This window comes from Actinoplanes sp. NPDC089786, from assembly GCF_040684855.1.
Classification (GTDB): Bacteria; Actinomycetota; Actinomycetes; order Mycobacteriales; family Micromonosporaceae; genus Actinoplanes.
The window spans coordinates 1-24,898 of the sequence record NZ_JBFBGU010000027.1; the positions used below are offsets into that span (position 1 = coordinate 1).

Consider the following 24,898-nt stretch of genomic DNA (forward strand, 5'->3'; position numbering starts at 1 on the left):
CGTCTGGCCAGCCGGGTGCGGGCGACGCTGGGTGTGGAGATGCCGATCCGGATGTTGTTCGAGGCGCCGACGGTGGAGCGTCTCGCGGAGCAGCTCGGCCGGGCGCGGGATGCTCGTCCGGCGTTGACCCGGGGGCCGCGTCCCGAGGTGGTGCCGTTGTCGTTCGCCCAGCGCCGGCTCTGGTTCCTGCATCGGATGGAAGGACCCAGCGCCACCTACAACATCCCGCTCGTGCTGTGGCTGACCGGCGACCTGGACGTCTCCGCGTTGCGAGCGGCGGTCGGTGACGTGGCCGCCCGGCACGAGAGTCTGCGGACCGTGTTCCCGGACCGCGACGGCGTGCCGTACCAGCTGGTCCTCGACGAGATTCCGGATCTGGCGATCGTCGGCTCCGATGTGGACCTGCGGGAGCTGGCCGGGCACCGGTTCGACCTGACCACCGAGCCGCCGTTGCGGGCGACGCTGGTGCGTGCCGCCGAGAACGAGCACGTGCTGATGCTGCTGCTGCACCACATCGCGGGCGACGGCTGGTCGGTGCAGCCGCTCTCCCGTGATCTGGTCGCGGCCTACACCGCCCGCGCCGCCGGATCGGCGCCGGAGTGGGCGCCGTTGCCGGCGCAGTACGCGGATTACACGCTCTGGCAGCGTGATCTGCTGGGTGCGGAGTCGGATGCGGGAAGTCTGCTGAGTGCTCAGATGAGGTATTGGGCGGAGAAGCTTTCCGGGGTGCCGGAGCAGATCCGGCTGCCGTTCGACCGGCCGCGTCCGGCGGTGGCGTCCTATCGGGGTTCGACACTCGGGTTCGAGATCGATGCGCGGTTGCACGCCCGGTTGGCGCAGGTGGCGCGGGCGAACGGCGCGTCGCTGTTCATGGTGCTGCAGGCCGGGCTGGCCGCACTGTTGACGCGCCTGGGCGCGGGTACGGATGTGCCGATCGGGTCACCGATCGCCGGTCGCACGGACGAGGCGCTGGACGATCTGATCGGGTTCTTCGTCAATACCCTGGTGCTGCGGACCGACGTTTCCGGGGACCCGTCGTTCCGGGAGTTGCTGGGCCGGGTGCGGGAGACCGATCTGGCCGCGTACGCCCACCAGGACGTGCCGTTCGAACATCTGGTGGAGGTGCTGAACCCGGCCCGGTCGACCGCCCATCAACCGCTGTTCCAGGTCGTCCTGGCCCTGCAGAACGCGCCGCGCGGCTCGTTCGCCCTGCCCGGACTGGAGATCCGGGGCGCCGCGCTCGGCACCCACACCGCCAAGTTCGACCTCTCCATCCACCTCAACGAGCGAGGCGGCGCCCAACCGGCCGGAATCTCGGGCCTGCTGGAGTACGCGACGGACCTGTTCGACGCCGGCACGGTCGAGGCGTTGATGGCTCGCTACGTCATGGTGCTCGAGGAACTGGTGACCGACCCTGACCAGCGGGTTGCCGCGGCCGAGGTGGTGCTGCCGCAGGAACGCGACCGGCTGACCGGATGGGAGCGCCCGGAGACGTCCGATGTGCCTCCGGCGACGTTGCCGGAGCTGGTCGGGCGGTGGTCGGCGGAGCCGGCGGTGTCCGGTGGGGGGCGGTGTTTGTCGTATCGCGGGTTGGATCAGGCCGCGAACGCGGTCGCGTGGTCGTTGGTGGAGTCCGGGGTGCGGCCGGGTGACGTGGTGGCGTTGATGTTGCCGCGTTCGGTTGATCTGGTGGTGGCGCTGCTGGGTGTGGTGAAGGCCGGTGCGGCGTACTTGCCGGTGGATCCGGAGCTTCCGGCCGAGCGGGTGGCGTTGATGACCGCGGGTGCGGCGCTGACGGTCACGGAGCCGTTCACGGGTGCGGGCCGGGTTGATGCGCCTGCGGTGGTGGTCAGTCCGTCGAGCGCGGCTTACGTGATCTACACGTCGGGGTCGACGGGCACGCCGAAGGGTGTGGTGGTTCCGCATCGGGGGCTGGCGGCGTTGGCGGCGGCGAACGCGTCGAGGCTGGTGGTGGATTCATCGTCGCGGGTGTTGCAGCTTTCCTCGCCGAGTTTCGACGCGATGATGATGGAGCTGATGATGGCTTTCGGTGCGGGGGCCGAGTTGGTGGTGGCGCCGGCTGGTCCGGTGGTCGGTGCGGAGCTGGGTTCGTTGCTGGCGGGGGAGCGAATCACCCACACGCTGATTCCGCCGTCGGTGCTGGCGACCGTGCCGGAGGCGTCTCTGCCTTCGTTGCGGACGTTGCTGGTTGGTGGGGAGGCGTGTCCGCCGGCGTTGATGAAGCGGTGGGCGGAGGGCAGGTTGATGGTCAATGGGTACGGGTTGACTGAGGCCACGGTGTGTACGACGTTGTCGGACCGGTTGAGTGTCGGTGGTGGTGTGCCGATCGGTCGCCCGATCGTGGGCACGTGGGCGTATGTGCTGGATGAGCGTCTGCGGCGGGTGCCTTCGGGTGTCCCCGGCGAGCTGTACGTCGGTGGTGCGAGTGTGGCGTTGGGGTATGTGAACCGTGCGGGGTTGACCGGTGAGCGTTTTGTGGCTGATCCGTACGGTCCGGCTGGGGCTCGGATGTATCGCACCGGTGATGTGGTGCGGTGGGCGGCGGATGGTCAGGTCGAGTTCGCGGGGCGGGCTGATGATCAGGTGAAGATCCGTGGTCTGCGGGTCGAGCCGGGTGAGGTCGAAGCGGCGCTGGCCGAACACCCACTGGTCGACCAGGCCGCCGTGGTGGCACGCGACGACAACCTCTTCGGATACGTGGTGCCCGCCGCAGGCGCCGCCGCGACGGCCGACACCGAGCAGGTCGGCGAGTGGCAGGAGTTCTACGACGAGCTGTACGGCCGGGGTGGCACGCCGGCCTGGGGAGACGACTTCTCGGGCTGGCGGAGCACCTTCACCGGCGAGCCGATCGACCTGGCCGAGATGCACAGGTGGCGGGACGACACCGTGGCCGCCATCGAAGGACTCGGCGGCGAACGGATCCTGGAGATCGGCGTCGGCTCCGGGCTGCTGATGTCGCGACTGCACGAGCGGGTCGAGGAGTACTGGGCGACCGACCTGTCCTCGGTGGTCATCGAGCGGTTGCGCGCCCAGGTCGGTGATCGTGTCCAGCTCCGCGCGCAGCCGGCCGACGACGTGACCGGTCTGCCTGAGGGGCACTTCGACACGATCGTGCTGAATTCGGTGGTGCAGTACTTCCCCGACGCGGCCTATCTGAGCCGGGTGCTCCGGCAGGCTCTCACGTTGCTTGCTCCGGGTGGCCGGATCTTTGTGGGTGATGTGCGGAATCTTCGGTTGCTGCGTCATCTGCATCAGGCGGTGTTGTCGCCGCGGTTGTCGGGTGATCGGTTGCGGCGGGCGGTGGATCACGGGGTCGCGGTGGAGAAGGAGTTGTTGCTCGATCCTGATTTCTTCGCCGGGTTCGCGGGTGGTGTGGAGATCCGGTTGAAGCCGGGTGGTTACGTCAATGAGTTGTCGGCGTATCGCTATGACGTGGTGCTGCACCGCGATGCGGTCCCGGAGTGCGGGGATCTGCCGGTGGTGGACTGGTATCCGGGTTTGGTCTGGCCGGAACGAACCCGGGTTCGAGGCATTCGTAACGCCCGGTTGCACGGTGATGGTGTGGATCCGTCGGAGCTGGCCGGTCGTGCGGTGCTGACCTGGACCGGTGATGACGATTCAGGTGCCTTCGATGCGGTCTTCGGGGGCGCGGCGGTCGGCGCCTATCGGCCGGGACGTCATCGGACGGCGAACAACCCGCTGCACACCCGGACGGACGGGCAGCTCGCCACGGCGCTCCGGGCGCACCTGCGGGACCGGCTACCCGAATACATGGTCCCGGCCGCCATCGTGACGCTGGAGAAGCTGCCGCTGACCGTGCACGGCAAGCTCGACCGGGGCGCCCTGCCCGTACCGGAGCTGGCCGGCGGCCCCGCCGGCCGTGAGCCTCGCACGCCGCGGGAGCAGACGCTGGCCGACCTGTTCGCCGAGGTGCTCAGCCGGCCGGCGATCGGGATCGACGACGACTTCTTCGCGCTCGGCGGGCACTCCCTGCTGGCGACCCGGCTGGCCAGCCGGGTCCGGGCCACCCTCGGCGTGGAGATGCCGATCCGCGCCCTGTTCGAGAACCCCACCGTCGCCGGGCTCGCCGATCACCTGGTCGAGCCGGCCCGCGTACGCCCGCGGCTCCGGCCCCGGCCGCGCCCGGAAGGAAACTCATGATCCCCTTGTCGTTCGCGCAGCGCCGCATGTGGTTCCTGCACCGCATGGAGGACGGCGGCGCGGCCTACAACGTCCCGCTCGCCCTGCGCCTGACCGGAGAACTCGACGTGCCCGCCCTGCGCGCCGCCGTCCGGGACGTCGTCGACCGGCACGAGAGCCTGCGCACGATCTTTCCCGACCGTGACGGCGTGCCCTACCAGAAGATCGTGACGAGCGTCCCGGACCTGCCGGTCATCGACGTCGACGAGGCGCGGCTGGACGGCGACCTGCGGGAGATCGTCCGGCACCGGTTCGACCTCACCACCGAGCCGGCCCTGCGCGCCCGGTTGCTGCGGCTGAACGGGACCGAGCACGTGCTGGTGCTGCTCCTGCACCACATCGCGAGCGACGGCTGGTCCATGGTCCCGCTGACCAACGACCTGATGACCTCGTACCGGGCCCGGCTGGACGGACGTGCGCCCGGCTGGGCGCCGCTGGCGATCCAGTACGCCGACTTCGCCCTGTGGCAGCACGAGCTGCTGGGCGCCGAGTCGGACCCGGACAGCCTGCTCAACGCCCAGGTGACGTTCTGGACCGGGCAGCTCGACGGCATCCCCGAGCAGCTCACCCTGCCCTTCGACCGGCCACGTCCGGCGATCGCGTCGCACCGGGGCGACCACCTCGAGGCCGAGCTGGGCGCCGAGCTGCACCGGAGCCTGATCGACACCGCGCGCTCGCACGGGGTCAGCCTGTTCATGGTGCTGCAGGCCGGGCTGGCGGCGCTGTTCCACCGGCTGGGCGCGGGCACCGACATCCCGATCGGATCGCAGGTCGCCGGGCGGACCGAGGACGGGCTCGAGGACCTGATCGGGTTCTTCGGCAACACCCTGCTGCTGCGTACGGACGTGTCGGACGATCCCACCTTCGCGGATCTGCTCGACCGGGTACGCCGTACCGACCTGGCCGCCTTCGAGCACCAGGACGTGCCGTTCGACCATCTGGTCGAGGTGCTGAACCCGGTGCGGTCCAGCGCCTACCAGCCGTTGGTGCAGGTGATGATGACCCTGCAGAACGCCCCGGCCGGGTACGGCGGCCTGGACGGGCTGCGCGTCTCGGCGGTGCGGGTGACGACCGGCACGGCCAAGTTCGACCTGTCCATGTCGGTCTCCGAACGCTGGGGCGCGAACGGCGAGCCGGCCGGGCTGAACGTCTACGCCGAGTTCGCCGTCGACCTGTTCGACCGGGCCACGGTCGAGTCGCTGATGAGCCGCTGGGCGCTGATGCTGGGCGCCGCCGCCGGCTCGCCGGGCCGGCGGGTGGGCTCCCTGCCGGTCCTGGCCGAGGACGAGCGTGAGCGGATGCTGCGGCTACCGCGGCGCGTGCTGGACGAGCGGTTGCGGCTGGTGCCGCCCGGGGTGCCGGGGGAGGTGTACGTCGTGGGCCCGGTCGGGGAGGACCACGGACGCTCCGTCGCCGATCCCTTCGGCCCGCCCGGTTCCCGGATGTGCCGCACCGGTGAGATCGCCCGCTGGACCAAGGACGGTGAGCTGGAGCATCTCGGCCAAGCCGGTGATCACCTGCTGATCCGGGGCTTCCCGATCGACCCTGCTCGGATCGAGGGGGTGCTGAGCGCGTACCCCGGTGTCGATCAGGCCGCGGTGGTGGCCGGCGAGGGAAGCCTGACCGCCTACGTCACCGGGCGGGTCGACCTGCCCGGCCTGCGCCACCACCTGCGTGACCGGCTGCCCGACCACATGGTGCCCCAGAACGTGATAGTGCTCGACCGGATGGACCCGGCGGACCTGCCCGCGCCCGAGGACGTCGCGAGCACGGCCGGCCGGGCCCCGAGCACGCCCCGTGAGCAGGTCGTCTGCGAACTGTTCGCCGAGGTGCTCGGGCTGTCGGCGGTCGGCGTGGACGAGGACTTCTTCGTGCTCGGCGGCCACTCGATGCTCGTCGCCACGCTGCTCAGCCGGGTCCGGGCGGCGCTCGGCACCGAACTGTCGATCCGCGACCTCTTCGAGGACCCCACCCCGGCCGGTGTCGCGGCCCACCTCGGACTGGGTGGCGCCGACGGGGCCCTCGACGTGTTGCTGCCACTGCGCGCGGGCGGGACCGAGCCGACCCTGTTCTGCCTGCACCCGCTGCTCGGGCTCAGCTGGGTCTACTCCGGCCTGGCCCGAAAGCTGCGGGCGGACTCCCCGATCTACGGCGTTCAGGCGCGTGGCCTGCGCGGTGCGGCGCCGGTCGATGGGCTCGAGGAGATGGTCGCGGACTACCTCACCGAGATCCGCAAGGCCCAGCCAGAGGGGCCGTACCGGCTGCTCGGCTGGTCGCTCGGGGGCGCGCTGGCGCACGGCGTGGCGACCCGGCTGCAGGCCGAGGGCCAGGAGGTCGAGCTGCTCGTGGTCCTGGACACCTATCCGTTCGCGGCCTTCCCGGAGATCGCCGACCAGACCGACGTGGTGAACGCGGTCCGGGAAGCGGACATCCTCGCGGCCTTCCTCGATTTTGTCGGCGTGCCCCACGACCCGGCGACCGACGGGCCGCTCGACTTCTCCCGGGCGGTGGACCTGCTCGGCTCCGAGGGCAGCGCGCTGGCCAGCCTGAGCCGCGAGACCGTGGCGGCGATCGTGGAACTGGGCAAGAACACCGTTCCGCTGCTTCCGCGTTTCGAGCTCCAGCAATTCCGGGGAGATCTTTTGTTGTTCACCGCCGCGTTGAACGACATCGATGACCGGCTCACCCCGGATTCGTGGCGGCCGTACGTCACCGGTCGCATTGAGAATCACCAGATCAATGCGTCACACCATCACATGCTGCGACCGGAGCACGTCACCGAGATCTGCGCCAAGATCGACGAGAGGCTGCGAGGTCAGGGTGTCCGGTGTGGACGGGGTCCGGTTGTGCCGGGTGGGGACAGCCGATAAGGTATGAAGCCGCCGCCCGGTTTGACCCCCTTTTCCCCTGGTGGCGCTGCCATTCCCGGTGTAATTACGTGAGAATTCCGGGTGCCTTCGCGCGCCCGTTCCGACTATGCCTGGAGGATCTTTGACGGCGCATCCAGAAGCGGGAATTCGCGCGTCCGGCCTGACCAAGTCGTACGTGTCGCCACGCGGTTCGGTGCGCGCGGTCGACGGCCTCGATCTGGAGGTCCGCGAGGGCGAGTTCTTCGGGCTGCTCGGCCCGAACGGCGCGGGCAAGTCGACGACCATCGCCATGCTCACCACCCTGGCCCGCCCCGACGCCGGCACCGCCGAGGTCGCGGGGGTCGACGTGCTACGCGACCCGGTGCTGGTCCGCCAGCTGATCGGGGTGGCGCCGCAGCGCGACGCGCTCGACCGGCAGCTCGGCGTGGCCGCCAACCTCGAGTTCCGCGGGCGCATGTTCGGCATGTCGCGCCGCGCCGCGGTCCGGCGCGCCGACGAGCTGCTCGAACGGTTCGCGCTGGCCGACCGCGGCAAGGCCGGCGTCAACGAGCTCTCCGGCGGCCAGCTCAAGCGGCTCGTGGTGGCTCGCGCCCTGGTGCACGAGCCGCGGGTGCTCTTCCTCGACGAGCCCACCGCCGGCGTCGACCCGCAGTCCCGGCACAACCTTTGGGAACTGCTGCGCGAGCTGCACGCCCAGGGCCAGACGATCCTGTTGACCACGCACCACCTGGACGAGGCCGAGGCGCTCTGCGGGCGGGTGGCGGTGCTCGACCACGGCAAGGTGATCGCCTGCGACGAGGTGGCCGGCCTGACCGCCTTGGCCGGAGCCGACACGGTCGTCACCATCACCTACGACTCCGGCCCGCCCGACCGCGTCAAGGCGCTGGAGGAGCACGGGGCGGTGTCCCGGGCCGAGATCACCGGCACCACGGTGAAGGTCTTCACCAGCAGTCCCGAGGTCGTCCTGGCCGACCTGGTGTCCTACGGCTACGAGGCCGGGGCGCGGGTCACCGGCGCCACCACCATCCGGCCGAGCCTCGAGAGCGCCTTCCTCATGTTGACCGGACGGGAGTACCGAGAGTGACGACCACCACCGCGTCGGACACGACGGCGCCGGTCCGCCGGGTCAGCGCCTGGCACGCCTTCCAGGTCATGACCGTGCGAGACCTGCACGTGCTCCGCAACGACCTGCCTTCCTTCGTCACCCGGGTCGCCCTGCAGCCGGCCCTGTTCGTCCTGCTCTTCGCGTACATCCTGCCGAAGCTGGGTGGCGCGGGCGGGATCACCGGCTCGACCGGCGCCTCGGCGTCGACCGTGCTGATCCCCGGGCTGATCGGCAGCACCATGATCACGGCGGGCCTCGTCGCGGTGACCCAGCCACTGGTCATGGAGCTGGCGTACACCCGCGAGATCGAGGACCGGCTGCTCGCGCCGATCCCGACCTGGCACATCGGCGTCCAGAAGATCGTCTCCGGCGCGGTGCAGTCGCTCTTCGCCGGGCTGCTGGTCTTCGCCCTGGCCTACTTCGTCCACGCCGGCGGCCAAGGTCCCGACGTGACCGCCGGTCGTCTGCCGCTGCTCGTGCTCATGCTGGTCACCGCCGCGATCCTGTCGGCCGCCCTGGGCATGCTGGCCGGCACCGTTGTGGACCCCCGCAAGACCGCGACCCTGTTCACCGTCGTGATCTTCCCGGCCACGTTCCTGGGCTGCGTCTTCTACCCGTGGGCGGCGTTGAGCTCGGTGCGCTGGCTGCAGGTGCTGTCGCTGCTCAACCCCTTGGTCTACGTCAGCGAGGGGCTGCGCGCCGCGCTCACCCCGCAGATCCCGCACCTGCCGGCCTGGGCCTTCCTCCCCGCGATGACGGTGGGCACCGCGGCCGTGGTCTGGTTCGCGTTGCGGGCCTTCGTACGCCGGGTGTCCGCCTGACCGGCGCACGGCGGCCGGCCAGGCCGATCACACGGTTCGGGGCCGGGTCCTATGATGAGGCCATGGTGGACGAGAACGGCACGCCCGTGAGCTGGGCACAGCTGACCGAGCGGCTACGTGTGCCCCCAGGCGTCCCGGCGCTGGTGCTGCGCGGCGACTGGGACAACCGTCCGCCGGTGGCCGAGCCGCGACACGGCACGTTCCAGCTCACCCGCATGGTCGACGGGCAGTGGCTGCTCGAGGAGCCGATCGGCATGCCGAAGCTCGCCGGGCGCAGCGAGGCCCCGTCCACGTCGAGCGACCGGCGCGGGCCGGTCCGGGTGGGCGCCGAGGGCTGGTTGCGGGAACCGGCCGGCATGGTCGCCTCGCCGCTGTCCTGGTTCCCCAACCCGGCCGAGACCGAGGCGCTCGAGCTGCCCGGTCGCGAGCTGATCGCCGGTCGCGGCTGCACCCGCCTGCTGGTGAGTTACTCGCGGCACAGCATCCAGCGCGTGATGCTCTGGCTCGACACCGAGTGGCGGCTCGTACTGGCCGCCACGTCGTACGGCCAGGCGCAGCCCGGCCGGCCGCGCTTCGAACTGCGTGTCACCGAGGTCGAGCGGGCCACGGCCGGTCAGGTCACCCGACACTCCCGGCTGGCCCGCGAGACCGTTTCCGTCTGACGCTTTCCGCCACACCGGCCGGCCCCGTTCGTATGGGCGCCGGCCGGTTGCGTTCGCGCGGCCGGCGGCCGGCGCCCGCGTAACGGCGGTAATTGCCGATGATCAATTCCTCGCACGTGCCGAGCATGGGTGTATCAGCCCGGTGTCGTGTGAGGAGTGGGCCCGATGTCGATCGATGTCCGCCGGCGCAGGCTGGGTCCGCTCCCGGCCTTCCTCGACGTGTCTCCGACGGGGCCGGTGACCTGGGTGCAAGTGCCCCACGGCGACCCGATGTGGCTGGTCACCGACTATGTTCTGGGTCGCACGGTGCTGACCGACGCCCGCTTCAGCCGGGCCGCCGCCGCCCGGCCCGAGGCGCCGAGATGGAGCTCCCTCAACCCGTCACCCAACTCGATCATGAGCATGGACGGCGCCGCTCACGCCCGGTTGCGCCGGCTCGCCGCAGCCGCCTTCACCACCCATCGGGTCGCCCGGCAGGCGCCGCTGATCGAGAAGATCGCCGATGAGCTGCTCGACACCCTGGCGGCCGGACCGTGCCCCGCCGACCTGGTCGCGGGATACACCGCCCCGCTGCCGCTCGCCGCGCTGAGCGCGCTGCTCGGCGTACCCCAGGCCGACCGGCCGAAGTTCGACTCCTCCGTGGTGGCCCTGTTCGGCATGACCGAGGCCGGCGACGGCACCGTCCGGGCCCAGCACGAACTGCTCCTGGTCGACTACATGTCCTCGCTGGTCGCCGGCAAACGCCGGCAGCCCGGCGACGACGTGCTCAGCGCGCTCGTCCAGGCCAACGACGGCGGCGCGCTCTCCCGCGCCGAGCTGATCAGCTTCGGGCTGGCGCTGCTGATGGCCGGCTACGAGACCACCGCCGGTCAGCTGAGCATGTCGGTCCTCGCGATTCTCGCCGGCGACGCCGGTCCCGGGGGTGTGCCCGGCGCGGGGACGATCGAGGAGCTGATCCGGGTGACGCCGGCGACGCCGATGAGCTTCCCGCGGGTGGCGACCGAGGACGTGGAGCTGGGCGGCACGCTCATCCGCGCGGGGCAGGGCGTGATCGTCTCGCTGTTGCACTGCAACTACGACGAGGACGTGTTCCCGGCCCCGGAACGGGTCGACGGCGAGCGGCCGCCGCGGCACGTCACGTTCGGGCACGGCGTGCACCGGTGTCTCGGCGCGCCGTTCGCCCGCGTCCAGCTGGAGGTCGCGCTGACCCGGCTCGGAACGCGGTTCCCGGGCCTGCGCCTGGCTGCCGGCGACGACGCCGTGACCTGGTCGGACAGTTTTGCGACGCGGGGCCTGGCCAGGCTCGCGGTCGCCTGGTGACACGGAATCGAGGAGCTCAGGTGGCAGACGACGTCGTAGCGCTCGGCGAGGAACCGGTGGCGATCGTGGGCATGGCGTGCCGTGTGCCCGGGGCGGAGTCGGTCCGCGAGTTCTGGCGGCTGCTGCTCCGGGGCGAGGACGCCGTCGACGAGGAGGGCGGGCTCGCCGGGGTGAGCCGGTTCGACGCCGCGTTCTTCGGCATCTCGCGTCGCGAGGCGAACGTGATGGATCCTCAGCAGCGGATCGTGCTGGAACTGGCCTGGCAGGCGCTGGAGGACGCCGGGATCGTGCCCCACGACCGGCGCGGTGGTGACGCCGGAGTGTTCATCGGGGTCTGCGCGAGCGACTACCTGACGCTGCCCGGCGCCGACCCGGCCGAGCCGGCGCCCCAGCACGCGATGACCGGGCTGCACCGCAGCGTGATCGCCAACCGGGTGTCGCACCACCTGGACTGGCACGGCCCCAGCTTCACGGTGGACGCGGGTCAGGCCTCGTCCCTGGTCGCCGTGCACGCCGCCTGCGCGAGCCTGCGGTCCGGTGAGGCCGACCTGGCCGTCAGCGGCGGGGTGCATCTCAACCTGAGCCCGCGCAGCGCCTGGCTCGCGGCGGGTTTCGGCGGGCTGTCCCCGACCGGGCGCAGCCGGGTCTTCGACGCGGACGCCGACGGTTTCGCCCGTGGCTCGGGCGCGGCGCTGCTCGTCCTCAAACGGCTCAGCGACGCCGTCGCCGACCACGACCGCGTCTACGCGGTCATCCGGGGCAGCGTGGTCAACCACGGCGGCACGGGCGAGGGCCTCGTCGTGCCCAGCGCCGAGGCGCAGGCCGACGCCCTGCGGGAGGCGCACCGGCGGGCGGGCGTGGACCCGGCCGAGACGCAGTACGTGGAGCTGCACGGCACGGGCACCAAGGCCGGCGACCCCCGTGAGGCCCGCGCGCTCGGCGCCGTCTTCGCACCTGGGCGTGGGTCGCGGCCCGCGTTGCGGGTGGGCTCGGTGAAGACGAACATCGGCCACCTCGAGGGCGCCGCCGGCGGGATCGGGTTGATCAAGACCGCCCTCGCGGTGTCGCACGGCGAACTTCCGCCCAGCCTGCACTTCACCACGGCGCACCCGGACATCCCCCTCGACGACCTGCGCCTGCAGGTGCAGACCGCGCTGACGCCATGGCCCGACCCGCTCGCCGCCCGTATCGCCGGCGTCTCGTCCTTCGGTGTCGGCGGCACCAACTGCCACCTGGTCGTCGCGGAACCGCCGGCCTCCGTCGCCCGCCACGGCATCGTCGAGCCGGCCGGGGAACCGCCGTCCGATCCGCGGGTGCTGCCCTGGGTCGTGTCCGCGCGAACCGAAGCCGCGCTGCGCGCCCAGGCCGGCCGGCTGTGCGAGCGCCTGTCCTCGGGAGAGCCGGTGCGAGCGGTGGACGTGGCCTACTCGCTGGCGACGACGCGCGAGGTCATGGAGCACCGGGCCGTCGTGCTCGCCGGGTCGGTCAGCGAGGCCGAGCGCCTGCTCCGCCGGCTGGCCGGCGGTGAGACGCCGGCCGGGGTCGTGCTGGGCATGGCCGATGATCCGCTGCGCCCACCGGCCGGCGGCGGGACCACGCCCGGCGTGGACGCGCCCGAGGGAACCGAGGCGCTGGCGCGTGCGTTCGCGGGCGGCGCCACCGTGGACTGGAGCGCCGTCTTCGCCGGGACGTCGCCGCGGGTGGTCGACCTTCCGCTGTACGCCTTCCAGGGCGAAAGCTACTGGTGGCCCGCCGAGGGCTCCGCCGTGCCGTCCGGTCGTCCGGCCGGGACCGGCGCCGAACCGCGCCCCGACCTGGCTGCCATGACCCCGGCCGAGGTTTACGACCTGGTCGCGGGCGAGGTGTCGGTGGTCGCGGGTGGCGGGGCGGTCGACGGCGGGCTGACGTTCAAGGATCTGGGTTTCGGGTCGTTGATGAGCGTGGAGCTGCGTAACCGGTTGGTGTCGGTGACCGGTCTGCGGCTGCCGACGACGGTGGTCTACGACCACCCGACGCCCACGTCGCTGGCCGAGTTCCTGGTGTCGTCGGCGGCGGGTGAGACGGCGGCGGAACCGCTGCCGACGACCGTCGCGAGCGCCGATGAGCCGATCGCGATCGTGGCGATGGGTTGCCGCTATCCGGGCGACGTCTCCTCGGCGGAGGGCTTGTGGGATCTGGTCGCGGCCGGCCGGGACGCGATCTCCCCGTTCCCCGTCGACCGTGGATGGGACACCGGCAACGGGCTGTCCTATGTGTCCGAAGGCGGCTTCGTGGCCGGAGCCGGCTCTTTCGATGCGTCGTTTTTTGGGGTGTCGCCGCGTGAGGCGGTGGCGATGGATCCTCAGCAGCGGTTGTTGTTGGAGGTTTCGTGGGAGGTTTTGGAGGGTGCGGGGATTGTTCCGGGGTTGTTGAGGGGTTCGGATACGGGTGTTTTTGTGGGTGGGGGTTCGTCGGATTATGGGCCTCGTTTGCATGAGTCGGGTGGTTCGGCGGGTTATTTGTTGACGGGTACGTCGGCGAGTGTGTTGTCGGGTCGGGTGGCGTATTCGTTGGGTTTGCAGGGTCCGGCGTTGACGGTGGATACGGCGTGTTCGTCGTCGTTGGTGGCGGTGCATCTGGCGATGGGGTCGTTGCGGTCGGGGGAGTGTTCGTTGGCGTTGGCGGGTGGGGTGACGGTGATGTCGACGCCGGGGGTGTTTGCGGAGTTTTCGCGTCAGCAGGGTTTGTCGGTGGATGGTCGGTGTCGGGCTTTTTCTTCGGATGCGGAGGGTACGGGTTGGGCTGAGGGTGTGGGGTTGGTGTTGTTGGAGCGGTTGTCGGATGCGCGCCGGTTGGGGCATTCGGTGTTGGCGGTGTTGCGGGGTTCGGGGGTGAATCAGGATGGTGCGTCGAATGGTTTGACGGCGCCGAGTGGGGTGGCGCAGCGGCGGGTGGTGGAGTTGGCGTTGGGGTCGGCGGGTTAGACGGCGTCTGATGTGGATGTGGTGGAGGCGCATGGGACGGGTACGAGGTTGGGTGATCCGATCGAGGCGTCGGCGTTGTTGGAGTCGTATGGGCGGGGTCGGCCGGTGGGTCGTCCTTTGTGGTTGGGTTCGTTGAAGTCGAATATTGGTCATTCGCAGGCGGCTGCGGGTGTGGGTGGTTTGATCAAGATGGTGATGGCGTTGCGGCATGAGGTGTTGCCGCGGACGTTGCATGTGGGTGTGCCGACTTCTCATGTTGATTGGTCGTCGGGGTCGGTGCGGTTGTTGGTGGAGGAGGTGGCGTGGCCGGCGCGGGGTCGGGTGCGTCGGGCGGGGGTGTCGTCGTTCGGGATTTCCGGCACGAACGCCCACGTCATCGTCGAGGAAGCGCCCCGCGAGAACGAGACGCCGGCGACAGCCGTACCGGGAATGCCGTTGTTGCTCTCGGCCAGGACGGACGCGGCGTTGCGGGCGCAGGCGAACGAACTGCGCCGGATGCTCGCCGGCGACCCCGGCGTCGGCCTGGATGACGTCGCGGCTGTGCTGGCGACCGGCCGCACCCACTTCGCCCACCGGGCCGCGGTCACCGCCACGGACTCCGCCGACGTGCCGCACCTGCTGGCCGCCCTGGCCGCCGGGGACGCCGACCCCCGCGTTCTGACCGGCACGGCCGGCGACACCGGCCGCACGGTGTTCGTGTTCCCGGGACAGGGCTCGCAGTGGGTGGGCATGGGACGTGAGCTGGCCGCGGCGTCGCCGGTGTTCGCCCGGGAGTTGCGGGCCTGCGCCGATGCGCTGCGTCCGCATCTGGGTCTCGACGTGGTGGAGGTGCTGGATCGTCAGGACCCGGAGGACCTGGAGCGGGTCGAGGTCGTCCAGCCGCTGCTGTTCGCCGTGATGGTGAGCCTGGCCCGGCTGTGGGAGGCGTACGGCGTGCGGCCGGACGCCGTGGTGGGGCACTCGCAGGGTGAGATCGCGGCGGCCTGTGTGGCGGGTGCGCTGACGTTGCCGGAGGCGGCCTTCGTCAGCGCGGTGCGGGCCCGGGCGCTCACCGACCTGTCCGGCACCGGCACGATGGCGTCGGTCCCGTTGCCGCCGGCCGAGGTCCGCCGGCGGTTGGCCGAGTACCGCGACGTGCACGTGGCCTGCGTGAACAGCCCGGTTCAGACGGTGATCTCGGGGGACCGGGCCGAAGTGCGGGCCGTGGTGGAGCGCTGGCAGGGCGAGGACGTGACGGCCCGGCTGATCGCGGTGGACTACGCCTCGCACAGCCCGCACGTGGACGCCGTACGGGACAGCCTGATCACCACGCTGGCCGGGATCCGGCCGGTGTCGTCGGAGGTCGATTTCTACTCGTCCGTGCGGGCCGCGCCCCTCGACACGACCGGGCTGACCGCGGAGTACTGGTTCCGGAACCTGCGGGAGCCGGTCCGGCTCGACGAGACCGTCCGGGCGTTGATCGCGGCCGGGCACGGGACCTTCGTCGAGGCCGCCCCGCACCCGACGCTGATCGTGGCCGTCGAGCAGACCGCCGAGACCCTGCCCGGCGCCGCTCCGGCCGTGCTGTCGTCGCTGCATCGTGACCGTGGCGGCCTCGGCGACTTCCACACCGTCCTCGCCCGGGCGCACGTCGCCGGCCGCCCGGTCGACTGGACCGCCGTACGCGACGCCCCGATCCCGGCCGCCACCCGGTTGCGCGTGCCGACCTACCCGTTCCAGCACGAGCGCTACTGGCTGAGCCCCACCCGGCACCGCCCCGGCGACCACCCGATCCTCGGCGCCCGCGTCACCCCGGCCGGCCGCGACGAGACCATTCTGACCGGCACCCTCGGCCTGGCGACCCATCCCTGGCTGGCCGATCACGTCGTCGACGGCACGATCCTGCTCCCCGGCACCCTGTTCCTCACGGCGGCGGCCCATGCGGGGCTCGGGGTGGTCGACGAGCTGACCCTGCAGGCGCCCGCCGTGCTCGACCCGGCGGGCACCCTCGACCTGCAGCTGATCGTCGGCGCGGCCGGCGCGGACGGACGCCGCCCGCTCACGGTCCATTCCCGCGCCGCCGAGGACGACTGGCAGCAGGTCGCCACGGGTGTCCTCGGCGCGGAGGAACCGCAGGCCGGGCCGTCCCTCGGGGAGTGGCCGCCGCCCGGAGCCGCCGCCCTCGAGGACCCGTACGAGGGCCTCGCCGATCTGGGTTACGACTACGGCCCGGCGTTCCAGGGTGTCGAGGCGGCCTGGCGCGACGGCGACGAGATCTATCTGTCGCTCTCGCTGCCGGAGGACGTCACGACCGACGGGTACGCGATCCATCCGGCCCTGCTCGACGCGGCCATCCAGCTCGGGGCGCTGGAGACCGCCACCTCGGCCGGCGCGGTCATGCTCCCCTTCGCCTGGAGCGGCGTGCACGTGGCCGGTTCGGTGACGGGCTCGGCCCGGGCCCGGCTCACCCTCGTGCGGGACGACGCCGTGGCGCTCTCGGTCTGGGACGAGAACGGGCAGCCGGTGCTCGTCGCGGACCGGCTGACCCTGCGACCGCTGCCGGCGGGCAGCCTCGCCTCGCCCGCCGACACGGTGCGCCGGTCCCTGTTCCAGGTCGGCTGGGAACCCGTGGAACGTCCGGCGACCTCCCCGCTCTGGGACCGCGCCGACTGGGCGGTCGTCGGCGACGCCCCGCTTCTCGCCGGCCTGCGGACCGCGGCGGGCCTCGAGAGCCTCCTGGCCCTGACCGACGCGGCCGGGGCAGCCGCCCCGCCAGTGGTGTTCGCGCCCTTCCTCGGCGAGCGTGCCGGCCCGGAAACCGTCCCCGCCGCGGTGTCCGCCGTTCTGCGCGAGGCGCTCGCCCTGGTCCAGGAATGGATCGCCGAGCCCCGGGCCGCCGGCAGCCGGCTCGTGCTCGTCACCAGCGGCGCGGTCGTCACCGGGGACGATGCGGCGGAGATCGACCTGGTACGGGCGCCGCTGTGGGGATTGCTGCGGTCGGCCCAGTCCGAACACCCCGACCGCTTTGTGCTGCTCGACGTCGACGGGCCGGTCACCGCCGAGACGCTCGCCCGCGCGCTCGCCACGGCGGAGCCCGAGCTGGCCATCAGGGCGGACGAGGTGCTGGTGCCCCGGCTGACGCGCCACGTGCCCGGTGGCGAACCACGGCTCGAACCCGGCGGCGCCGTCCTCATCACCGGCGGTCTCGGTGCGCTCGGGTCGATGGTCGCCAGGCAGCTGGTACGCCGGCACGGCGTGCGCCGGCTCGTGCTGACCGGCCGGTCCGGGGCCGCCACCCCCGGCGCCGCCGAGCTGGTCGCGGAGCTGGCCGCGCACGACGCCGTCGCCGAGGTCCGCGCCTGCGACGTGTCGGACCGTGAGGCCCTCGCCCGGCTGCTGACCGAGGTGTGCGCGACCGGCCCGCTCCATGCCGTCGTGCACGCCGCCGGGATCCTGCGCGACGTCACGGTCGGGCGGCTCACCCCCGCGCTCGTCGACGAGGTGCTCGCGGCCAAGGTGGACGCGGCCTGGCACCTGCACGAGCTCACCCGGGACCTGCCGATCCGGAACTTCGTGCTCTTCTCGTCGGTGGCGGGTGTTCTGGGCAACGCGGGCCAGGCCAACTACGCGGCCGCCAACACGTTCCTCGACGCGCTGGCGTGGCATCGCCGGCAGCTCGGCCTGCCCGCCACCTCGTGCGCGTGGGGCGTCTGGTCCCTGGACAGCGGCATGGCCGCCGGGCTGCGCCCGGAGGACCGGCAACGACTTGCCCGGACCGGGTTGCTGCCGATCGAGGCGGCCGAGGGCATGGCGCTGTTCGACGCGGTGACCGCGGTGGACGTGCCGGCCGTGGTCGCGACCCCGCTCGACACCGCGCTGCTCCAGCGCTCCGCCCGGGCGATCCTGTCCGGGCTGGTCCGCCGGTCCGCCGCGCGCCGGCCGGCCGACCGGCCGGACGACGGCTCGGCCTGGGCCCGGCGCCTGCGGGAACGACCGGAGGCCGAGCGGCCCGAGGTGGCACTGCGGCTGGTCCTGAGCGAGGTGTCGGTGGTCTCCGGTGGCGGGGTGGCCGACGGCGGGCTGACGTTCAAGGACTTGGGTTTCGGGTCGTTGATGAGCGTGGAGCTGCGTAACCGGTTGGTGTCGGTGACCGGTCTGCGGCTGCCGACGACGGTGGTCTACGACCACCCGACGCCCACGTCGCTGGCCGAGTTCCTGGTGTCGTCGGCGGCGGGTGAGACGGCGGCGGAACCGCTGCCGACGACCGTCGCGAGCGCCGATGAGCCGATCGCGATCGTGGCGATGGGTTGCCGCTATCCGGGCGACGTCTCCTCGGCGGAGGGCTTGTGGGATCTGGTCGCGGCCGGCCGGGACGCGATCTCCCCGTTCCCCGTCGACCGTGGATGGGACACCGGCAACGGGCTGTCCTATGTGTCCGAAGGCGGCTTCGTGGCCGGAGCCGGCTCTTTCGATGCGTCGTTTTTTGGGGTGTCGCCGCGTGAGGCGGTGGCGATGGATCCTCAGCAGCGGTTGTTGTTGGAGGTTTCGTGGGAGGTTTTGGAGGGTGCGGGGATTGTTCCGGGGTTGTTGAGGGGTTCGGATACGGGTGTTTTTGTGGGTGGGGGTTCGTCGGATTATGGGCCTCGTTTGCATGAGTCGGGTGGTTCGGCGGGTTATTTGTTGACGGGTACGTCGGCGAGTGTGTTGTCGGGTCGGGTGGCGTATTCGTTGGGTTTGCAGGGTCCGGCGTTGACGGTGGATACGGCGTGTTCGTCGTCGTTGGTGGCGGTGCATCTGGCGATGGGGTCGTTGCGGTCGGGGGAGTGTTCGTTGGCGTTGGCGGGTGGGGTGACGGTGATGTCGACGCCGGGGGTGTTTGCGGAGTTTTCGCGTCAGCAGGGTTTGTCGGTGGATGGTCGGTGTCGGGCTTTTTCTTCGGATGCGGAGGGTACGGGTTGGGCTGAGGGTGTGGGGTTGGTGTTGTTGGAGCGGTTGTCGGATGCGCGCCGGTTGGGGCATTCGGTGTTGGCGGTGTTGCGGGGTTCGGGGGTGAATCAGGATGGTGCGTCGAATGGTTTGACGGCGCCGAGTGGGGTGGCGCAGCGGCGGGTGGTGGAGTTGGCGTTGGGGTCGGCGGGTTTGTCGGCGTCTGATGTGGATGTGGTGGAGGCGCATGGGACGGGTACGAGGTTGGGTGATCCGATCGAGGCGTCGGCGTTGTTGGAGTCGTATGGGCGGGGTCGGCCGGTGGGTCGTCCTTTGTGGTTGGGTTCGTTGAAGTCGAATATTGGTCATTCGCAGGCGGCTGCGGGTGTGGGTGGTTTGATCAAGATGGTGATGGCGTTGCGGCATGAGGTGTTGCCGCGGACGTTGCATGTGGGTGTGCCGACTTCTCATGTTGATTGGTCGTCGGGGTCGGTGCGGTTGTTGGTGGAGGAGGTGGCGTGGCCGGCGCGGGGTCGGGTGCGTCGGGCGGGGGTGTCGTCGTTCGGGATTTCCGGCACGAACGCCCACGTCATCGTCGAGGAAGCGCCCGCGGCGGATCCGCCGGACCCCGGGCCGGCGACGCCGGGCCTGCCGTTGCTGCTCTCCGGCCGATCGGCCGCGGCGCTGCGGGGACAGGCGACGAGACTGCGCGAGATGCTGGCCGGCGACTCCGGCGCCGGCCTGGATGACGTCGCCGCTGTGCTGGCCACCGGCCGCACCCACTTCCCGTACCGGGCCGCTGTTTCCACCACCGACCCCGACGCCGTGCGAGAGTCGCTCGACAACCTGGAGCCCACCGAGCCCGGCGCGGTCCGGCCGCCGGTGGCGTTCATGTTCTCGGGCCAGGGCACCCAGCGGCCGGGCATGGGCCGGGAGCTGCACGCGCGGTTCCCGGTCTTCGCCGAGGCCTTCGACGAGGTGTGCGGGGCCTTCGACACCCACCTCACCCATCGCCTGGCCGACGCGGTGCTCGGGGACTCGGGCGCGCTCCTCGCCCGCACCGCCACCGCGCAACCGGCCCTCTTCGCCTATCAGGTCGCGCTCTATCACCTCGTGCTCGACTGGGGTCTGCGCCCCGACTACCTGCTCGGCCACTCCCTGGGCGAGCTGACCGCCGCCCACGTGGCCGGCGTGCTCACGCTCTCCGAGGCGGCGGCCCTGGTCGCGGCCCGCGGCCGGTTGATGGACTCGGTGCCCGGCGACGGCGCGATGCTCGCCGTCCAGGCCGGTCGCGAACGAGTGGCGCCGGAACTGGCCGATCTCTCGGACCGGGTGAGCCTCGCGGCCGTCAACGGCGAGCGGTCCGTGGTCGTCTCCGGGGCCGCCGACGCGGTCGCCCTGGTCGGACGCCGGCTCGCCGGCGCCGGCATCAGGACCGCGGCGCTGGACGTGAGCCAGGGCTTCCACTCGCCCCAGATGGACCCGATCCTCTCCGAGTTCGAACGGATCGCGGGCCGGCTGGACTACCGGCTGCCGACCGTACGCATGATCTCCGCCGTGTCGGGCCGGCTCTTCGGCGAGAACGAGCCGGCCGACGCCCGCTACTGGACCGAGCACATCCGGCGGCCGGTGCTGTTCGCCGACGCCGTCCGGGCCGCCCGGGAGGCCGGCGCCGAGTGCTTCGTGGAGCTGGGGCCGGACGCCACCCTGTCGATGCTCACCCGCGCGGCGCTGGGCGGCCGGGCCATCCCGTTGCAGCGCCGCGGCGAACCGGAGGTGCCGGCCCTCGTCGGCGCGGTCGGCGACGCCCACGTGGCCGGCGCCGACATCGACTGGACCCGGATCGTCCCACCCGGGGCGTCCCGGCGGGTCGGCGTCCCGACGTACGCCTTCCAGCACCGCCGCTACTGGCTCGAGACGGCGCCCGCGCGCCACCGGCGGTCCGGCCGTCAGGAGCACCCGATCCTCGCGCCGGCGGTGGAGGTGCCGGAGGCCGACCGAGTCGTGTGGACCGGTACGGTCTCCGTCCGCGACCACCCATGGCTCGCCGCGCACGTCGTGGAGGGCCGGGTCATCCTGCCCGGGTCGGTCTTCGTCGAGCTGGCCCACCGGGCCGCCGTGGAGAGCGGATACGCCGGTGTCGCGGAGCTGGTCATCGAGCGCGCCCTGCCACTGCCCGCCGCGGACGGCGTCCGGCTGCGCGTGGTGCTGCACCGGCCGGCCGACGGCACGCGCGGTTCGCTCTCCGTCTACGCGGACTCGGACGGAGACGGAAGCTGGACACGGCACGCCGCCGGCGTACCGGCCGACGCGCTGCCCGGCGCGGGTGCGCCGGCGCCGCTGCCGGCTCCCGTGCTCCCGGTCGGCCGGGACGAGATCTACCGCCGGCTCGACGCCCGTGGTCTCGTGTACGGCTCGGACCTGCGCGCGGCCTCGGTGATGTGGAGCGACGGCGACGCGGTCTACTCCGAGGTGGAACCGGCCGCGACCCTGCAGACCGAGGCCCCGGGGTACGGCCTTCACCCCGCTGTTCTGGATGCGGCGCTGCACGCCGTCGAGGCCTCCGCCCCGGGCGGCGCCGGGCCCCGGGTCCCGTTCGCCTGGACCGGCTACCGGGTGTTCAGCCCCGGCGCGCCGGCGGCCCGGGTACGGGTCACGCGCCTCGCCCCGGACACCTACCGGGTCGACCTGCGGGATCGGACGGGCGCCGCGATCGCCGTGGTCGACTCGCTCCGCCTGCGTCCCACCGGAGGTGGCACGCCCCGCCCTACGCTCCAGCTCCCGTCGGACGAGAACTGGCGATTGGAGTACGCCGGAGCCGGCTCGCCCGACCGCATCAGGATCGTCCCGGCGGCACGGCCCGACCGGTCGTTGCGACCGGACGAGGTACGGATCGCCCTGCACGCCGTCGGGCTGAACTTCCGCGACGTGCTGACCACCCTCGGCCTCGTGTCACCGGCGGCCGGCGCCCAGGGCGGATCGCTGGCCCAGAACGTCGAGGCGTCCGGCGTGGTCCTGGCGACCGGCTCCGACGTCGACCGGCTCAAACCCGGCGACCGCGTGATGGGCCTGGTCGACACGATGAGCCCGCTGGCCGTCGGCGACCACCGGTTCCTCACCGGGGTGCCGGCCGGCTGGTCGTTCGAGGAGGCCGCCTCGGTGCCGATCGCCTTCCTCACCGCGTACTACGGGCTGGCCCGGCTCGGCCGGGTCGCTCCCGGCGAACGGGTCCTCGTGCACACCGCGACCGGGGCCGTCGGTATGGCGTCCGTGCAGGTCGCCATGCACCTGGGTGCCGAGGTCTACGCGACCGCGAGCCCGCCCAAACAGGCCACCCTGCTCTCGATGGGTCTACCCCCCGAGCGCATCGGATCGTCGCGGGACGCCTCGTTCGAGGAGCGGTTCCGCCGCGCCGAGGGCCTCGACGTGGTGCTGAACTCCCTGGCCGGTCCGCTGACCGACGCGTCGCTGCGGCTGCTGAACTCCGGCGGACGGTTCCTGGACATGGGCAAGACCGACATCCGGGACCCCCGGTCGGTCGCCGCCCGGTACGACGGGGTGTCCTACTGCCAGTTCGACATCCGCGATCCCGGGCCCGAGGGCGTGCGGGTCCTGCTCGACGAGATCATGAGCCTGTTCGACAAGGGAACCCTCGCACCGGTCCACACCGTCGTCCGGCCGGTCACCGAGGCGCCCCAGGTGTTTCGCCACATGGCCGAGGCGCGGCACATCGGCAAGCTGGTCCTGCGGGTCCGGGACCGGCCGGACGACGCGGCCCCGGAGACGGCGCCGGACCCGGACCCGGCGCCCCGGGAAGCCCCGGGTACGGCATTGCTGGAGCTGGTCACGGCCGCGGTGATCGAGGTGCTGGGCATGGAGGCCACCGAGACGGTCGCACCGGCCGCCCAGTTCCGTGACCTCGGCCTGGACTCGCTGGGCGCGATCGAGCTGCGCGACCTGATCACCGAGCGGACGGGGGTGTCGCTGCCGGCCACGCTGATCTTCGACCACCCCACGCCACGGGAGCTCGTCGCCCACCTGACCACGGAGCTCGGCCTCGACGGACAGGCGGGTGACGGCGATGGCGGTGCGTAGCGAGGAATGGACGACCGTCTTCCACCGCCGGCCGGGCGGCCCGTACCGGCTGGTCTTCTTCCCGCACGCCGGGGGCTCGGCCGGGGCGGCCGCCCCGCTGGCCGCGGCCGCGCCACCGAGCGTGGAGGTGGTGACGATGCAGTACCCCGGCCGGCAGTGGCGACGCGCCGAACCGGCGGCCGCCGACCTCCGGGAACTGGCCCGGTCGGCCGCCCGGGCGCTGCTGTCCACCCCGGAGACGCCGACCGTGCTGTTCGGCCACAGCATGGGCGCGATCGTCGCGTTCGAGACCACCCTGCTGCTCGACGAGGTTCGGCCCGGACTCGTCAGCCGGCTGTTCGCCTCCGGCAGCGGCGCGCCGACCCGCCCGCGTCGGATGACCCTGACGCCCGAGGCCGGCGACGACGACCTGGTCGAGGAACTGCGGCGGATGGGCGGCACCGATGAGGCGCTGCTGGCCGACCCGGAAGCGCTGATGCTCATGCTGCCTCCGCTTCGCCACGACTACCGGCTCATGACCGCCTACTCGGTCCGGCCCGGTGCGCGGGTCATCGCGCCGATCACGGCGCTGTTCGGCGAGGACGACGAGGCGACGCCGCCCGACGCCGCCGCCGCGTGGGCCGGGCACACGGACGGCGACTTCGAGCTGCGGACCTTCCCGGGCGGCCATTTCTACCTGGGTCGCCGCCGGCGCGAGGTCATCGATTCGATCCTGCGGCACTTCCCCGCGTCGGAGGCGTCATGGCGTACGGCGATCTGACCGCCGAGATCTACCTGGCCGGCCTCTCGGGCGTCCGGCCGTCGCTGCCGACCGACCTCACGAAGCTGGCCGAGGCGGCCCGCCGGGTGATGAGCGCCGATGCCTTCGGGTACGTGTCGGGCGCGGCCGGCACCGGAGCCACCGACGCGGCCAACCGGGCCGCGTTCGACGGCTGGCGCATCGTCCCGCGGGTGCTGCGTGACGTGCGCAGCCGCGACCTGACGACCGAGGTGGCCGGGCACCGGATGCCCGCGCCGGTGCTGTTAGCCCCGATCGGCGGCCAAGGTCTGGCCCATCCGCGGGGCGAGGCCGGCAGCGCGCGGGCGGCGGAGGCGCTCGGGCTGCCGTTCGTGCTCTCGACGGTCAGCACGGTCGGGCTGGAGGAGGTGGCCGAGGCGAACGGCGCCGGAACCCGCTGGTTCCAGCTCTACTGCGTGAACGACCGGGCCGTGACGGCGTCGTTGGCCGACCGGGCCGAGGCCGCCGGGTACACCGCCCTGGTCGTCACCGTCGACACTCCGGTCATCGGCTACCGGCCGGCCGATCTCGACGCCGGGTTCCTTCCCCCGCTGCACGGCCACGGCGCGGCGAACATCGTGGACGACCCTGCCTTCCGGGCCGGCCTCGAGCCGGGCGCCGACCAGCGGGCGGTCCTGACCCGCTGGGCGGCGGTCTTCTCGAACCCGGGGCTCACCTGGGACGACATCGCCTGGCTGCGCGGCCGGACGCGGCTGCCGGTGCTGATCAAGGGCGTGCTGCACCCGGACGACGCCCGGCGGGCGAAGGATCTCGGGGTCGACGGTGTGGTCGTCTCCAACCACGGCGGCCGGCAGGTGGACGGCGCGATCGGCGCCCTCGACGCGCTGCCGGCGGTCCGCGCGGAGGTGGGCGAGGACTTCACCGTGCTGTTCGACTCGGGTGTGCGGACCGGCGCCGATGTGGTCAAGGCGCTGGCCCTCGGCGCGGACGCGGTGCTCTACGGACGGCCGTACGTGTACGGCCTGGCCCTCGGCGGCAGCGACGGCGTCGAGCACGTGATGCGGTGCCTCCTCGCCGAGTTCGACCTGGCGCTGGCGGCCTGCGGCGGCACGAGCCTGCGGGACCTCACCCCGCGGTGTCTCGTCCGCGCTGCTCCCTGACGGCGGTGCGGGCGATAGATCGTAGCCGATCTTTTGG

The 24,898-nt window shown here is 72.1% G+C and carries 10 protein-coding genes; all 10 read left to right on the forward strand.

Going from position 1 to position 24,898, the window contains the following annotated elements:
- The coding region (locus tag AB0O15_RS41550; protein ID WP_364331423.1) for an amino acid adenylation domain-containing protein at nucleotides 1-4,182 on the forward strand (4,182 nt) is incomplete at its 5' end.
- Nucleotides 4,179-7,091, forward strand: a complete 2,913-nt coding sequence (locus AB0O15_RS41555; protein ID WP_364331426.1) for a condensation domain-containing protein — start codon at nucleotides 4,179-4,181, stop codon at nucleotides 7,089-7,091. The genes AB0O15_RS41550 and AB0O15_RS41555, both read left to right, overlap by 4 nt.
- A 121-nt stretch (nucleotides 7,092-7,212) precedes the next feature.
- On the forward strand, nucleotides 7,213-8,175 hold the full coding sequence (locus AB0O15_RS41560) for an ATP-binding cassette domain-containing protein (RefSeq protein WP_364331428.1): 963 nt from the start codon (nucleotides 7,213-7,215) through the stop codon (nucleotides 8,173-8,175).
- On the forward strand, nucleotides 8,172-9,017 hold the full coding sequence (locus AB0O15_RS41565; protein ID WP_364331431.1) for an ABC transporter permease: 846 nt from the start codon (nucleotides 8,172-8,174) through the stop codon (nucleotides 9,015-9,017). Before AB0O15_RS41560 ends, AB0O15_RS41565 begins: the two co-directional genes overlap by 4 nt.
- 62 nt (nucleotides 9,018-9,079) lie before the next feature.
- Nucleotides 9,080-9,679: a hypothetical protein gene (locus AB0O15_RS41570; RefSeq protein WP_364331434.1), complete on the forward strand. Its 600-nt coding sequence runs from the start codon at nucleotides 9,080-9,082 to the stop codon at nucleotides 9,677-9,679.
- A 165-nt stretch (nucleotides 9,680-9,844) separates the two neighbouring features.
- Entirely contained in the window at nucleotides 9,845-10,999 is a 1,155-nt protein-coding gene (locus AB0O15_RS41575; protein WP_364331436.1) for a cytochrome P450, read from the forward strand.
- A gap of 20 nt (nucleotides 11,000-11,019) precedes the next feature.
- Nucleotides 11,020-13,962 carry a beta-ketoacyl synthase N-terminal-like domain-containing protein gene (locus AB0O15_RS41580; protein WP_364331439.1) on the forward strand — a complete coding sequence of 981 codons (2,943 nt, stop codon included), beginning with the start codon at nucleotides 11,020-11,022 and terminating at the stop codon, nucleotides 13,960-13,962.
- 12 nt (nucleotides 13,963-13,974) lie between these two features.
- Nucleotides 13,975-22,962, forward strand: a complete 8,988-nt coding sequence (locus tag AB0O15_RS41585; protein ID WP_364331442.1) for an SDR family NAD(P)-dependent oxidoreductase — start codon at nucleotides 13,975-13,977, stop codon at nucleotides 22,960-22,962.
- Entirely contained in the window at nucleotides 22,949-23,722 is a 774-nt protein-coding gene (locus AB0O15_RS41590) for an alpha/beta fold hydrolase (protein ID WP_364331445.1), read from the forward strand. Before AB0O15_RS41585 ends, AB0O15_RS41590 begins: the two co-directional genes overlap by 14 nt.
- On the forward strand, nucleotides 23,704-24,861 hold the full coding sequence (locus tag AB0O15_RS41595) for an alpha-hydroxy-acid oxidizing protein (protein WP_364331448.1): 1,158 nt from the start codon (nucleotides 23,704-23,706) through the stop codon (nucleotides 24,859-24,861). The genes AB0O15_RS41590 and AB0O15_RS41595 overlap by 19 nt, the downstream gene beginning before the upstream one ends.
- Nucleotides 24,862-24,898: the final 37 nt, after the last annotated feature.

Coding starts and splice junctions, on each gene's coding strand:
- AB0O15_RS41555 (WP_364331426.1), top strand. CDS start 4,179: ATGATCCCCTTGTCGTTCGCGCAGCGCCGCATGTGGTTCCTGCACCGC.
- AB0O15_RS41570 (WP_364331434.1), top strand. CDS start 9,080: ATGGTGGACGAGAACGGCACGCCCGTGAGCTGGGCACAGCTGACCGAG.
- AB0O15_RS41575 (WP_364331436.1), top strand. CDS start 9,845: ATGTCGATCGATGTCCGCCGGCGCAGGCTGGGTCCGCTCCCGGCCTTC.
- AB0O15_RS41590 (WP_364331445.1), top strand. CDS start 22,949: ATGGCGGTGCGTAGCGAGGAATGGACGACCGTCTTCCACCGCCGGCCG.
- AB0O15_RS41595 (WP_364331448.1), top strand. CDS start 23,704: ATGGCGTACGGCGATCTGACCGCCGAGATCTACCTGGCCGGCCTCTCG.